The organism is Streptomyces sp. NPDC048484, assembly GCF_040651415.1.
Taxonomy (GTDB): domain Bacteria; phylum Actinomycetota; class Actinomycetes; order Streptomycetales; family Streptomycetaceae; genus Streptomyces.
The window spans coordinates 28,166-42,511 of sequence record NZ_JBEZJY010000034.1 but is presented as its reverse complement, the minus strand read 5'-3'; the positions used below and the strand labels follow the sequence as shown (position 1 = coordinate 42,511).

Genomic DNA, 14,346 nt, shown 5'->3' with positions numbered 1-14,346 from the left:
TTCAATACCCATGTTGTTTCGTTCTTGTATCTGCGATTGAATTCGGGCGTGGCCGAACTGAACGGACTGGCGGACGACCGCGCGCTGCTGGGCCGCACCAGCACCGCCGAGCGGGTCTCGGACATTCTCAGGAGCCGGATAGCCGAGGGATTCTTCCCGCCCGGCACGCGACTGTCCGAGGACAGCATCGGCAATGCGCTCGGCGTCTCGCGCAACACGCTGCGCGAGGCGTTCCGGCTGCTCACACACGAACGGCTGCTGGTCCACCAGCTCAACCGGGGCGTGTTCGTGCGGGTCCTGACCGTCGAGGACGTCGAGGACATCTACCGCACCCGCGGCCTCGTCGAGTGCGCCGTCGTACGCGGACTCGGCAAGCCGCCCTACGCGGTGGACGGTCTCGCCAAGGCGGTCGCGGACGGGCGGCGGGCGACCCGCGAGAGCGAGTGGAAGGGCCTCGGCACGGCCAACATCCACTTCCACCGGGAACTGGTGGCGCTCGCGGGCAGCGCCCGCACCGACGAACTGATGCGCAGCGTCTTCGCCGAACTCCGGCTCGCCTTCCACCTGGTGGACGACCCGAAACGACTGCACGAGCCCTACCTCGCCCGCAACGCCCAGATCCTCCAGGCACTGCAGGAGGGCAACCGCGAGGAGGCCGAGAACCTGCTCGCCGTCTACCTGGACGACTCCCGCAGAAGGGTCGTGGAGGTCTACGGCCACCGGGTGGCAGAGGAATCCTGAACCGGGCGGAGCGCTGTGCGCCGCACCGGGCGGAGCGTCGTGCGTCGCACCGGGCGGAGCGTCGGCGCTATGCGTCGTTTGGGTCGCTGTCAGACCGAGGACCTAGTCTGTGCACCGTGACTTCGCCTGCATCGACGGACAGCGTTCCGCCCCAGCTCAGCGCGGGGCCGCGCCCCGCGCTGGGCCCGGCCGCCGACGAGGGACTGGCGCGGCGGCTGCGCGCGCTCGCCTGCACCGCGCCCCTGCACGACCTCGACGTACGCAAGGCGAACCTCGCGGGTGAGTACTCGGTGTACGGGATGGCGGAGGTGGCCCTCGCCGCCATCGACCTCATCACGCTGAACATGGACTTCGACACGGGCGCCGACCACGACCAGATAGTGGCCAGGCTCATCCCGCGCATCGCCGCCCAGGCCCCGCGCCGGCCCGTCGCCGAACACGAACGGGTGGCCCGCTGGGTCCTGGAGAACCTGATCAACGTCGGCAGCGTCGACCGCGGCTTCCGTGCCGTGTACGGCACGTTCGCGCCCGACGGCTCGTACGTGCGCCGCGACTACGACTTCAAGCTGATCGAGGAGGTGCCGGGCTACGGAGGGAGCGTGTACCTCCGTACGACGGACGAGGCGGTCAACGTCCTCGTGGGCGCCCTCGACACCGACGTCACCAGCGCGCAGATCGCCGCCGAGGTCAAGCTGGAGGTACTGATCAGCCGGGGCCGCCTCGCGGACGCGCAGCTCGCCGCCGAGCAGGCCCGCTACCGGACCGTGCAGTACTCGGAGACGCTCCGCAGGGCCCTGGACGCCACCCGGCGCAACGTCCGGGCGGTGGACTGGCTGCAGACCGTGCCCGACATGATCGCCGAGGCCCTGGACCACGTGGCCGACCGCTACCGGCACGAGAACGCGATCCTCACCAACATCCGCAAGGCGCGGGACGAGTCGGAGGACCCCGAGCAGAAGCGCCGGGCCGCCGAACTCGTCGACATCGTCAAGGACTGCATCCGCCGCCACACGCAGTTGCAGTCGCGGCTCCTGGAGGCCGGGCCGCTGTTCCGCGCCGAGCAGGACCGGCAGGCCTTCGCGACACCGATGACGACCTCGGGCATCGACCTGTACGGGCATCTCGTCGCCCCCGTGCTGCCCCTGCCGGTGGAGCAGGCGCTGCGGGTGACCGATGCCTTCTTCGCGCGCGGGACGGGGCTTCGCACCCCCGCCTCCGTCCGGGTCGGAGATCTGGTCGACCTGCTGCTGATCCCGCCGATGGAGCGGGAGCACCTCGGCGCCGAGATGCCCGAGCCGGACCTGATCGCCACGCCGGACGACAGCCGGTTCAGCGAGGAGCAGCTCGCCGCCGCCATGGAGCTGCTCGACCTGCCGGCCGACGCCCCGCGCCGGCTCTCCGGGCTGCTCGCGGACGCCCGGCGGCAGGACCCCGAACTGCCGTATCTGGTCGCCCTGCTGGCGGTGCACGCGGCCAGCCCGCCGGTCGGTACCGCCTATCGGCAGGGCGAGGAGAGACTGCTGTTCGCCGTGGACGACGGGACCGAACTGGACGATCCGGAGTTCGGCGGTGCGGACCTCGTCGTCGGCATGGCCCTGCTGGACGCCGCGGGGATGGCGGCCGACCGGACGGAGGTGGCATGAGCGCTCCGTCGGAAGAGGTGCCTGTCCTCGAATCGCCCGTGAAGTTCAAGGAGTTTCAGTCGTGACCGAGCATGTCGAGTGGAGTGACCCGGAGGCGGCCGCCGCGCCGGTGAGTGCCGCCGTCACTCCCGCCGACACCGCCGATGCCGCGCGGCTCGTGGCCTTCGGGCTGCAGCCCAAGACGCAGCCCGCGCGGGACCAGGAGTACACCGAGCTGCTGCGGCGCTATCGCGAGGATCCGCCCTTCGCGCGGCTCGCCGACGCCGTCGCCACCGGGCTCGGCCTCGTCGTGCTGGAGGTGTCCCCACGGGCCGGAATGGCGGTGACCGCCGCCGAGGACTCGGTGTTCGCCGTGCGCATGGGCGACTACGCGCGGCGGGCGTCCGCGGACTCGGGCGACCGGTTCCTGCACGGGCTCGCCCATCTCGCCGTCGCCGCCATGGCCTTCCCGAGGCCCGAGGACCTCGCGGACGACGGGTACATCGGGCGCGTGTCGGTCAACGGCGTCGACGCGTTCGTACGCCAGGCCTGCCGCCGCCTGGAGGAGCGGGCCGAGGAGCAGGGGGAGAACAGCGACCCGGCGACGGACGCGCCCGGACTTGAGGCCGCCTGGCGGATCTGGGCGCGGCGCAGCTCCGCCGGGGCCACCAAGGACGCGCGAAGACTGGCCGGTTCGACCACCGGCATCGTCGGCAAGGCGGCCGCGTTCCTCACCGACTCCGGGTTCCTGCAGCGCACCGGGGACGATGCCGGAGGGACGTACCGGACGACCGCCCGCTACCAGCTCCAGGTCCGGGACATGGCGGGCAGCGCCGCCCTGGCCGAGCTGCTGGAACTGGGCGTCGTGCCGGTGACCGACGGCACCGCGAGCCTGTTGCCCGCCGAGGACACCGAAGATCTGGAGCTGGCCGCCGACGCCGGACTGCCGTTCCACTCGTAACCGACCGAGCGACCGGCCGAATCACCGACCGGCCGACCGAACCACCGACCGCCGCAAGCCCTCTTCTCGACACCCCTTACGACAGACACCCCTTACGACTACGAGAGTCCGCCGCCATGTACGAGCTGTCCCGGGTCCGCCTCTACTCCATCGGGCCTGCCGGTGCGCGTTACGCCGACACCGTGCTGGACCTGCGCGGAGTCGGCGGGCTCGTGCCCGACCCCGCGCCCACGCAGGCGGAGTTCTTCGCGGAGGAGCCCGTCGGTCCGCCGCGACGCCCGGCACCCGCCGGAGTGCTCTTCCTGGAGAACGGCGGCGGCAAGTCCGTACTGCTCAAGCTGATCTTCTCGGTGATGCTGCCCGGCCACCGGAACACCCTGGGTGGCGCCAGCTCCGGTGTGCTGCGGAAGTTCCTGCTCGCGGACGACTGCGGCCACGTGGCGCTGGAGTGGCAGCACACGCTCACCGGCGAGTGCGTCGTGGTCGGCAAGGTCAGTGAGTGGCGCGGGCGACAGGTCTCCAACGACCCACGGAAGTTCGCCGAGGCCTGGTACTCCTTCCGGCCCGGCCCCGGGCTGAGCCTGGACAACCTGCCGGTCGCCGAGGCCACCGCCGTGCGCTCCTCCGTGGAGGGCGTATCGGGCGCGCAGGGCCGGCGCCGCACGATGAAGGGCTTCCGGGACGCGCTGACCGAGGCCGGCAAGGCGTACCCGCACCTCGAAGTGCACTGGGAGGAGATCCACGACCGGTGGAACGAGCACCTCGGTGACCTGGGCCTCGACCCCGAACTCTTCCGCTACCAGCGCGAGATGAACTCCGACGAGGGTGAGGCCGCCGGTCTCTTCGCCGTCAAGAAGGACTCCGACTTCACCGACCTGCTGCTGCGCGCGGTCACCGACACCCGGGACACCGACGGCCTCGCCGACCTGGTGAGCGGATTCGGCAACAAGCTGGGGCGACGGGCCGAACTCATCGCCGAACGGGAGTTCACCGCCGGATCGGCGGACCTGCTCGGACGGATCGTCGAGGCGGCCGCCGCGCGCTCCCGTGCGCGGGAGATCCACACGGCCGCCGAACGGCGTACGCGCACGCTGGCCCGGCGGCTCTCCGCACGCGCCGTGCTGGAGCGGGGCCGCACCGGCGACCTCGCCCAGCAGGTCACCACCGCCGCGCACCGGGTCACCGAGGCCGAGGGGTCCAGGGAGCGCAGCGCGCTGATCGCGGCCGAACTGGCCTACCGGCACGCCTCGTTGGCCCTCGCCGGGGCAGAGAGGGGTGCGGCCGCGCAGAAGAAGGAACTCGCCGACGCGCGCACGCTGCACTCCGCGTGGCAGGCCGCGGAAGCCGTGCTGCGCCACCGCGCCGCCGCCGACCGCTCCGCGCGCGTGGCAGCCGCGATCCTGGAGGCCGAGCGGGACGCCGCACCCGCGCTCGCCGCGCGTGGCCGGGCCGCCGTCGATCTCGTACGCGCCCTGCACAAGGCCGCCGAAGGGGCCGAGTCGGTCGCCAACGAGGAAGAGGAGCGGTCCGGCGCACTGCAGGAAGTCGGGGAGGCCGCCCACCGGGACGCGACGTCCGCCGCCACCGAGGCCCAGCGCGCCCGCAGCGAGGTCGGTCATCTTCGCCAGCGTCTCGGCGAGGTCGAGCAGGAGACCGCCGAGGCGGTCCGCGCCGGCTGGCTCGACGACACAGCCCCCGACGCGGACCCGGCCCGCGCCGCGCTCGCCGCCAGTGATGCCGAGAAGACCGCCGTCGCCTCGTGGGACACCGCGCGTGAGGCGTCCCGCCGCACCACGGACCATGCCCGTGAGGCCGCGTCCGCCGAGTCCCGCGCCGAGCTCACGGCGGCCCGAGCGGCTGATGCCGCGACGGCTGCCGAGCGGGCGTACGACGCGGAACGGCGTACTGCCCAGGCGCTGGCGGGCGAGGAGCGGCTGGCCGAGCTGCTGAGTCTGCCGGGGGCCTTCGGCGGTTCGGGGAGCGGGACGGACAGCTCAGGGCGCCCGTCATTGCCGCAGCCCAGGCGCGCGGACGCCACGCGGGACGGTGCCGGCGGCAGAGGCGCCTCGGCGGCCGGAAACCCTGAAGGCTCCGCGGCCGACGGCCCCCTCACTCCCCGGGAGCTGGATCACTACGCCGACGAGCTCCGGCAGCTTCTCGACGACGGGGTCGCCTCCGCGGAACGACAGCTCTTCGAGCTGCGGACCGCCGCGGCCGACGACGCCCGGATCCTCGGTGCCCTCGGAGACGGCGGGCTGCTGCCGCCCGGCCCCGACGTGCTGGCCACCGTGGAATACCTGGGCGAGCACGGCATCCCCGCGCTTCCCGGCTGGCGCTACCTCGCACAGGCCGTCGACCCCGTCGACCACGCGCGCGTGCTGGCCGCCCGGCCCGAACTGGTCGACGGTGTGATCATCACGGACCCTGACACCCACGCCCGGGCACGGGACGCCCTCACCGACGCCGCGCTGCTCCCGCGCTCCACCGTGGCCGTCGGTACGGCCGCCGCGCTGCTCGCCCCGACCCCGGCCCCCGGCGCCGGCGAAGGGGACCGTGTCGATGTGTTCCTCGTCCCGCCGAACCCGGCCATGCACGACGAGCACGCCGCCGACGAGGAGCGGCGGGCGCTGCGTACGCGCGCGGCAGGGCGGGACGACGAGATCCGCGAGCTGGCGGCCCGGCTCGCCAAGGACCGGGAGCTCGCAGCCCGGCTCGCCTCCTGGCGGACGGGCTGCCCGGCCGGGCGGCTCACCGAGCTGGCCACGGCGGCCGGTGACGCGCGCACGTTCGCCGAGGAGACCGAGGCCGAGCTGGCCGAGGCGCGTGCCGTCAGGACCGAGGCGGACGAGGCCGCGGCCGAGGCGGCCCTCGTACGGGACGAGAGGCAGGAAGCCGCACAACGGGCCCGGCGCGGGGCCGACGCCCTCGCCGGACTCGCCTTCCGGCTGCGCGAGCGAGCCGGCTGGCAGGTCAAGCTGCGGAAACTCGCCGACGAGGCGGCCGAGTCGGAGGCCCGCGCCCAGTCCTGTCTGGAGCGGGCCCGCGCCGCCGACGAGGACCGGCGCGGCACCCAGCGCGCCGCCGACGACGCCCGCCGCACGGCCCGTGCGCTGCGTGCCGAGCGGGCGGAGATCGCGGGCGCCCCCGACGACGTACCGGAAGAGGAGCCGGGCACCGCGAAGCCGTCCCTGCCCGCGCTCCGCGAGGCCTACCGGGCCGCCTCCCAGCTGTACGAGAAGGTCGGGGTCGGCGCCGATCTGCGCGCCGAGCAGGCCCGGGCCGAGAGCGACGAGAGCGCGGCGCTCACGGAGCTGAACCGGCTGACCAACAAGGTCCGCACGCGTGCCGCCCAGCTCCTGGAGTCCACCGACGGCTCCGACGGCCCCTCCCGGCAGGCCGCCGTGGCCCGCGCCGAGGAACTGGTCCAGCTCCTCGAAGGCCGTGTGTCGACCGCGAGCGAACAGCTCGGCCGGCTGCGCGGAGAGGCGGAGCGGCACGCGCCCGAGGACGGCGGCGCCCACACCGAGCTGCCCGAGGACCTCGTGCCGCGCGACGCCGGGCACGCGCAGAGCCTGCTCCGCACCGCCACGGGCGAACTCGCGTCCCGCACCGAAGCGCTGAGCCAGGCGCGTGCGGCGCACACCGAGCTGCTGGACACGCACCGCGCCGCCGAGGACGCGGCCGGCGGCTTCGACGAGACGGCGGCCCTGCTCCGTGACCTCCTCAGGGAACACTCGGACGACGAGCCGGAGGAGACCGAGCCCTATCCCGGCACGCTCGAAGAGGCCAGGCAGTCCGCCACCGAGGCCCGCCGCTCCCTGCGCGGTTGCGCGGCCGACCTCTCCGCCGCCGAGGCGGCCGTGCGCGAAACGAGCGACGTCCTCGTACGGCATGCCAACTCGACCCGTTACGAGCAGGTCCGCACCCCCGCCCGTCAGCAGATCCGGGAACTGCCCGCGTCCGCCCTGCCCGAGCACGCGCAGAAATGGGCGGACGCCTTCGCGCCCCGGCTGCGGGTTCTGACCGACGAGCTGGAGCAGCTGGAGCGCAACCGCGACTCGATCGTGGACCGGCTGCGCGGGCTGGTCGAGTCCGCGCTCGCCACGCTCCGGTCGGCCCAGCGGCTGTCCCGGCTCCCCGAGGGACTGGGGGAGTGGTCCGGCCAGGAGTTCCTCCGTATCCGCTTCGAGGAACCCGACCAGGCCACGCTCGCCGAGCGGCTCGGCGAGGTCGTCGACGACGCGACCAGGGCGGCGCTCAAGAAGAACTCCGACCTGCGCCGCGACGGTATGTCCCTGCTGCTCAGAGCGGTCGGCGCGGCCCTGCAGCCGAAGGGCGTCGCCGTGGAGATCCTCAAGCCCGACGCCGTACTGCGCGCCGAGCGCGTCCCCGTCGGGCAGATGGGGGACGTGTTCTCCGGCGGCCAGCTGCTCACCGCCGCCATCGCGCTCTACTGCACGATGGCGGCCCTGCGCTCCAACGACCGAGGCCGTGACAAGCACCGCCACGCCGGCACCTTGTTCCTGGACAACCCCATCGGGCGCGCCAACGCGACGTACCTGCTGGAGCTGCAACGGGCCGTCTCCGACGCCCTGGGAGTCCAGCTCCTCTACACCACAGGCCTGTTCGACACGACGGCGCTCGCCGAGTTCCCCCTGGTCATCCGCCTGCGCAACGACGCGGACCTGCGCGCGGGCCTCAAGTACATCAGCGTCGAGGAACACCTCCGGCCCGGTCTGCCGCGGGAGGCTCCCGCCGGGGAGACCGTGCACACGGAGATCACGGCGACGCGGATGTACAAGAGGCCGGCACAGAGCGCCCCTTAGGGGGCGCGGGGCCTCTTACGACCGGTCCTCTTTCAGGAGGTCGGCGCACTTCTCGCCGATCATCATCGTCGTGATGCACGGATTGACGCTGACGAGGTCCGGCATCACCGAACCGTCCGCGACCCGCAGCCGCTCGATCCCCTTGACCCGCAACCGCGCGTCGAGGGGAGCGGAAGCGTCGTCGTCCGCACCCATCTTCACCGTGCACGACGGGTGGTAGACGGTGTTGTGGGTCTTGTGGATGTAGTCGAGCAGTTCCTCGTCCGTCCGGACATCCGGCCCGGGAGCCAGCTCGGCCCCCGCCCACCCGCTCAGCGCGGGCTGCGCCGCGATACGCCGGGCCAGCTTCAGCCCGTACGTCATCACGCGCGCGTCGTGCTCGTGCGTGAAGTACCGGGGATCGACCCTGGGCTTGTCGCGGTAGTCGCGGGTCCGCAGCCGCACCGTGCCGCGTGACTTCGCGCGCGTGACGTTCGGAGTGAGACAGAACGCGTTCTCGGAGGTCGGATAGCCCCACCGTGCGGTGTTCATGTCGAACGGCACCGAGCCGTAGTGGAACATCAGGTCGGGCCGGTCCAGACCCGGTTCGGTGTCGTAGAAGATGCCGGCCTCCCACCACTGGCTGGACGTGGTCGTCATGGGCTGCTTGGCGTCCCACATGATGATGCCCTCGGGATGGTCCTGGAGGTTCTCGCCCACGCCGGCCGAGTCCACCACCACGTCGACGCCCACCTCGCGCAGATGCCCGGCGGGACCGATGCCCGACAGCATCAGCAGCTTCGCGCCGTCAATCGAACCGCAGGACACGATCACCTCGCGCCTGGCCCGTACCGTCCGGATGTGGATCAGGTCCGGGTCCAGGTACTCGGCACCCACGCAGCGCCGCCCGTCGAGCACGAGCTTCTTGGCGCGCACGCCGGTCCGGACATCCAGGTTCGGCCGCTTGCCGAGGATCGGGTGCAGATACGCGACCGACGAGGACTGCCGGATGTTGTTCTCGTCGGAGTTGATCTGGAACCAGTTGGCCCCGCGCACGACCGTCTTGCCGGTGTTGAACGGGGTGGTCGGGATGCCCGCCTGGGCGCAGGCCTCCAACAGGGCGGTGCCGCAAGGGTCGTCGCTCTTCAGCTGGCGCAGCTTCACCGGGCCGGTGCGGCCGTGGTGCTCGCCGGGAGCGTCGTTGTTCTCCAGCCGCTGGTAGAGCGGGAAGAGATCGGCCGAACTCCACCCCGTACAGCCCGCGGCGGCCCAGTCGTCCAGGTCCTGTGCCGGCGCCCAGAAGGCGATGCAGGAGTTGTGCGAGGAACAGCCGCCGAGCACCCTGGCGCGGGCGTGCCGCATGAAGCTGTTGCCGCTGGCCTGCGGCTCGACCGGATAGTCCCAGTCGTATCCCGACTCCAGCAGTCCCATCCAGCGGTCCAGCTTCATGACGGCGTCGTCGCCCACGTCACTGGGCCCCGCCTCCAGGACGCACACCGTGACGGACGGGTCCTCGGAGAGCCGGGCCGCGACCACATTGCCCGCGGTGCCTCCGCCGACCACGACATAGTCGAACTCGTCTTCGTTCATGGGGAGTTGACCTCCTTGGAGTCCTGGGAGTCCTTGTGTCGTTCTGCCTTCAGGTCAGGTCAGGTCGGATCGGATCGGGGAGGCGGAGGCGGGAGCGGGAACGGGTGTTCAGTCGGCCGTCGGCGTCGCCGCGGGGGAGGAGGGCGGAAGGGGTGCGTCGTCGGCCTTGTACTGGTGCTCCGCGAGCACTCCGGTGCGGTGCCGCTGCACGAACCAGTAGTAGGCGAAGCCACCGCCCATCACGATCCCGACGAACAGGACGGCACCCCAGCGCAGATACCAGTGGTACGGGGCGGCCGCGTTGTAGACCGCGGCGCGCGGCCAGATCAGGTTGAGCATCATGGCCGTGCCCCACACCACTGCGACGATGTTGACGAGCAGCCCCCAGCGGCCGAGCGAGAACTTGCCCTCGCCCGCGGGCTGCCACTTGCCGCGCAGCCTGGCCACCAGCATGGGCCCGGTGACCAGCAGATACGCGAGGTAGATCAGGATGATGCCGATGCTGGTGACCACGGTGAAGATCTGCGGCTGGCGGATGTTGACCACCAGGATCGCCAGCGCCAGGATGCCGATGATCACCGCGGGCAGGATCGGTGTCTGGAAGCGCGGATGGACCTTGGCCAGCTTGGAGGCGGCGGGCAGGTTGTTGTCCCGGGCCATCGCGAAGGCCAGCCGGATCGCTGCCGTGTGCACGGCCAGGGCGCACACGGTGACCGCGATGAACACGCACCACAGCATGGCCTTGCCCGCGTCCTCGCCGAGCACGTTCAGGACGACGTACTGCAGGCCGTCCGTGGACAGCCGATCACCCTTCAGGCTGGACACGCTCATCAGCGCGAGCAGCAGGATGAGTCCACCGAGGACGAACGAGGCGACGATGGCACGGATGATGGCGCGCGGCGCGTTGCGTGACGGGTCGACGGACTCCTCGCCGAGCGAGGCGGCCGTGTCGAAGCCGTACATCACGTACGCGGACGCCAGTGATGCGACCAGGAACGCGCCGAGGTAGCCGCCGGACTGACCCGTTCCCGTGCCGTTCGTCTCCAGCACGACGCCCGGCCCACGGGTGATGTGCACGGCGAACAACACGATCAGTACGACGGTCGCGATCAGCTCTATGAAGACGCCCGCCGTGTTGATCCTGGCCATCAGCTTCACACCGAGGGCGTTCACCAGGGTGGTGAAGACGATGAGGACGGAGGCCAGCAGAACGGCGTTGGTGGCGACGTCGTACTTGCCCGTCCCGTCGCCCACGAACTGGAACGTGGACGAGATCTGCGGCAATGTCAACTGATAGGCGAGAGCCACGGCCGCGATCGACACGACCGAGGCGATCAGCATCGTCCAGCCCGCCAGCCACCCTATGTGCGGATTGCCCACCTTCTTGGACCAGTTGTAGACGGAGCCGGCCACGGGATAGCGGGCGGCGAGTTCGGCGAAGCAGAGCGCGACCATGAACTGGCCGACGAAGACCATGGGCCAGGACCACCAGTAGGCGGGCCCGCCGCTGCCGTAACCGAAGTAGAAGAGCTGGAAGGTGCCGGTGAGGATGGAGATGTAGCTGATACCGGCGGCGAAGGTGTGGAAGTTGCCGAGCGTACGTTTCAGTTCGGGCTTGTAGCCGAACTCGTTGAGCTCCGAGTCGTCGTGGCTGTGCTTCTTGGGTGGTTGCTCCGGCGATTGCTCGGTGGTGGTCATGAGCGGACTCCTGGGAAGGGGTGGTTCTCCCGGGCGGGAGGGGAGTGCGGCTCGTGCGGGGTCGTCGCTGCGCGGGCGCTGGGTCGAAGGGAGGATCGGCGGACGCTGGATCGTACGCCGGTCGGTGCGGACTGGATCTTATGATGCGGAGCGCCGGATCCTACGGTGAAGTGCGGGGGATTCTGCGGGGGATTCCGCGGTTGCCGTCCTGGTGGCAGTGGTGGGGGCAGGGGAGGTGGCTGTCGTGGTGATCGCGGTGGTCGTCGAGACACGTGTCGAGGCGCGTGTCGAGTCGGGTCACGAGAACCAGCCCTGCGGACTCGGATTCGTCGTGCGCCAGATGTGTTTGGTCTCGCGGTACTCGGCGAGACCGGCCGGTCCGAGTTCCCGCCCGAACCCGGACTGCTTGTAGCCTCCCCACTCCGCCTGCGGGACGTACGGGTGGAAGTCGTTGATCCAGATCGTTCCGATGCGCAGTGCCGACGCGACGCGCTGTGCCTTCGCCTCGTCGGACGTGAAGATGCCGCCGGCCAGGCCGTAGATCGTGTCGTTGGCCAGCCGCACCGCCTCGGCCTCGTCGGCGAACCGCTCCACGGTCAGCACCGGCCCGAACGACTCGTCCTGGACGACGGACATCCGCCCGGAGCACTCGTCGAGCACGGTCGGCGGGTAGTAGAAACCGTCCGGGTGCGGGGGATCGGCGGGCCGCTCCCCGCCGCAGCGCAGGACCGCGCCCTCCGCAAGACCCTTGGCGACGTACTCCTCGACCTTCGCCCGGTGCGCCGCCGAGATCAGCGGCCCGGTCTGCGCCCGCTCGTCGAACGGCCCGCCCAGTCTGATCAGCTCGGCCCTGCGGACGACCTCGTCGACGAGGCGGTCGTGCAGGGAGTCCTCGACCAGCAGTCGCGCCCCGGCCGAGCAGACCTGCCCGGAATGCAGGAAGACGGCCGTCAACGTCATGTCGACGGCCGTCTCGAAGTCGGCGTCGGCGAAGACGATGTTCGGGTTCTTGCCGCCCAGTTCGAGCGCGACCTTCTTCACCGTCCCGGCCGCCGCGGCCATGAGTCCGCGTCCGGTGCGCAGGCCGCCGGTGAAGGAGACGAGGTCGACGTCCGGATGGTCGCCCAGCGGCGCGCCGGCCTCGGGCCCCGCACCGAGGACCAGGTTGGCCACACCCGCCGGCAACCCGGCCTCCTCCAGGAGGCGCATGAGGTGGATCGCCGTGTGCGGGGTCAGCTCGCTCGGCTTGAGCACGAAGGTGTTGCCCGCGGCCAGCGCGGGGGCGACCTTCCACGCCGTCTGGAGCAGCGGATAGTTCCAGGGGGTGATCAGCGCGCACACACCGACCGGTTCGTGTACGACCCGGCTGTCGACGCCCTCCGTGCCCGTTTCCACGACCCGGCCGGACTCGCTCGCGACGAGCCGGCCGAAGTAGCGGAAGCAGCTCTCGATGTCGTCGATGTCGTACTCGCTCTCCACCAGGCGTTTGCCGGTGTCGAGGGATTCCGCCCGGGCCAGCACGTCCTTGTCGCGTGCGAGCAGATCGGCGACCCGGAGCAGCAGGTCGCCGCGCTCGTTCGCCGGTGTCCGCGGCCAGGGACCCTCGTCGAAGGCGCGGCGCGCGGCCGCGATCGCGTCGGTGGTGTCCTCGCCGCCCGCCTCGTCGACGACGGCCACGAGTGAACCGTCGGCCGGACAGCGGATCTCACGGGTGCGCTTCTCCCGCGCGCCCGTCCAGGTGCCGCCGATGTAGAGATCAGCCATCCATGCCTCCCAGCATGCCTATGAGCCACTCGTGGAAAATCCCGATGTGGTGCTCGGTGGGCACCAGCACCCCGCCCCTGAGGTAGGCGCGGGACGCCATGGCGGGCTGCGTACGCTCGCATGCCTCGAAATCCTGGGCGTTGACCCGGTGGAAGAGTTCCACGGACTTCGACACGTCGGCGCCCGACTCGACGACCTCGGGGGCGTAGAGCCAGTCGCACTCCACGATCGTCCGGTTCGCGGCGCGGGGGAACATGCGGTGCAGGATGACATGGTCGGGGACGAGGTTGATGAACACGGCCGGTTTGACCGTTATCGCATAATAACGGCGGTCCTGGTCCCCGGCGAGCGCTGGAAGCCTTCCGAAACCCTCGCTGCCGTCGACGGTGAAGCCCTTGACCTCGTCGCCGAACTCGGCGCCGTGGCCCACGTAGTACTGGGCGGCGTAACCGTCCGCGAACTCCGGCAGCACATCGGTGAGTTCGGGGTGGATCGTCGCGCAGTGGTAGCACTCCATGAAGTTCTCGACGATCAGCTTCCAGTTCGCCCGCACGTCGTAGGTGATGCGTTTTCCGAGGGCGAGGTGCTCCGTGCCGTACTGCTCGATGGCCGCCACGTCTCCGAGCCGCTCGACCGCCGCGCCCGTCACCGTCTCCTCGAAGGACGGCGGCTCGTCGGCCAGGCACACCCAGGCGTAGCCGAGCCACTCCCGCAGCGCGACCCTGACCAGGCCGTAGTCCGTACGGTCGACGTCCGGCATCCTCACCAGGTTCGGCGCCGCGATCAGCTTTCCGTCGAGGTCGTACGTCCAGGCGTGATACGGGCACTGGAGGTTGCGCCGGACCTCGCCGGCCTCCTCCGTGCACAGGCGGGCGCCGCGGTGCCGGCAGATGTTCAGGAAGGCGCGCAGCTCACCGGTACGGGACCGGGTGACCAGGACGTTCTCCCGGCCCACCTGGACCGTGCGGAACGCTCCGGGCCGTGCCAGGTCGGCGCTGCGGACCGCGCAGCACCACATCGACTCGAAGAGCCGTTCCTGCTCCTGCCGGAAGATCTCCGGATCGGTGTAGTAGTGCCCCGGCAGCGTGGACACCAGGCTCGGCGGCAGCGGTCGGGAGGCGACGGAGGGGGAGGCGATGGCGGGAAAGACGGGGGGCGTCATCAC

8 protein-coding genes are annotated in these 14,346 nt (G+C 71.2%); 4 read left to right on the top strand and 4 right to left on the bottom strand.

Translation table 11 applies throughout. From position 1 onward, the window contains the following. The first annotated feature begins 48 nt into the window (after nt 1-48). The 4 genes from AB0D14_RS30250 (at nt 49) to AB0D14_RS30235 (ending at nt 8,150) form a co-directional block, all read left to right on the top strand. Nucleotides 49-741, top strand: coding sequence for a GntR family transcriptional regulator (locus AB0D14_RS30250; RefSeq protein WP_362785423.1), 693 nt, complete (start codon nt 49-51; stop codon nt 739-741). A 116-nt stretch (nt 742-857) separates the two neighbouring features. Beyond that, the gene (locus AB0D14_RS30245; protein WP_362785420.1) at nt 858-2,384 is read left to right on the top strand and encodes a hypothetical protein; all 1,527 of its coding nucleotides are present in this window, start codon (nt 858-860) and stop codon (nt 2,382-2,384) included. Between the two features lie 61 nt (nt 2,385-2,445). After that, the gene (locus AB0D14_RS30240; RefSeq protein ID WP_362785417.1) at nt 2,446-3,324 is read left to right on the top strand and encodes a hypothetical protein; all 879 of its coding nucleotides are present in this window, start codon (nt 2,446-2,448) and stop codon (nt 3,322-3,324) included. Nucleotides 3,325-3,440: 116 nt separating this feature from the next. Then, a complete protein-coding gene (locus tag AB0D14_RS30235) occupies nt 3,441-8,150 on the top strand; it encodes a hypothetical protein (RefSeq protein ID WP_362785414.1) in 4,710 nt (1,569 codons plus the stop codon). Nucleotides 8,151-8,165: 15 nt separating this feature from the next. On the opposite strand, the gene AB0D14_RS30230 is transcribed toward AB0D14_RS30235, so the two are convergent. The 4 genes from AB0D14_RS30230 to AB0D14_RS30215 all read right to left on the bottom strand — a co-directional run bounded on the left by AB0D14_RS30230 (nt 8,166) and on the right by AB0D14_RS30215 (nt 14,343). After that, nucleotides 8,166-9,719, bottom strand: coding sequence for a GMC oxidoreductase (locus AB0D14_RS30230; protein WP_362785412.1), 1,554 nt, complete (start codon nt 9,717-9,719; stop codon nt 8,166-8,168). Nucleotides 9,720-9,827: 108 nt separating this feature from the next. Beyond that, entirely contained in the window at nt 9,828-11,417 is a 1,590-nt protein-coding gene (locus tag AB0D14_RS30225; RefSeq protein ID WP_362785408.1) for an amino acid permease, read from the bottom strand. Between the two features lie 297 nt (nt 11,418-11,714). Further along, nucleotides 11,715-13,181 carry an aldehyde dehydrogenase family protein gene (locus AB0D14_RS30220; RefSeq protein ID WP_362785406.1) on the bottom strand — a complete coding sequence of 489 codons (1,467 nt, stop codon included), beginning with the start codon at nt 13,179-13,181 and terminating at the stop codon, nt 11,715-11,717. Then, a complete protein-coding gene (locus AB0D14_RS30215) occupies nt 13,174-14,343 on the bottom strand; it encodes an aromatic ring-hydroxylating dioxygenase subunit alpha (RefSeq protein WP_362785593.1) in 1,170 nt (389 codons plus the stop codon). Before AB0D14_RS30215 ends, AB0D14_RS30220 begins: the two co-directional genes overlap by 8 nt. Nucleotides 14,344-14,346 lie beyond the last annotated feature (3 nt).

Coding starts and splice junctions, on each gene's coding strand:
- AB0D14_RS30230 (WP_362785412.1), bottom strand. CDS start 9,719: ATGAACGAAGACGAGTTCGACTATGTCGTGGTCGGCGGAGGCACCGCG.
- AB0D14_RS30225 (WP_362785408.1), bottom strand. CDS start 11,417: ATGACCACCACCGAGCAATCGCCGGAGCAACCACCCAAGAAGCACAGC.
- AB0D14_RS30215 (WP_362785593.1), bottom strand. CDS start 14,343: ATGACGCCCCCCGTCTTTCCCGCCATCGCCTCCCCCTCCGTCGCCTCC.
- AB0D14_RS30220 (WP_362785406.1), bottom strand. CDS start 13,181: ATGGCTGATCTCTACATCGGCGGCACCTGGACGGGCGCGCGGGAGAAG.
- AB0D14_RS30235 (WP_362785414.1), top strand. CDS start 3,441: ATGTACGAGCTGTCCCGGGTCCGCCTCTACTCCATCGGGCCTGCCGGT.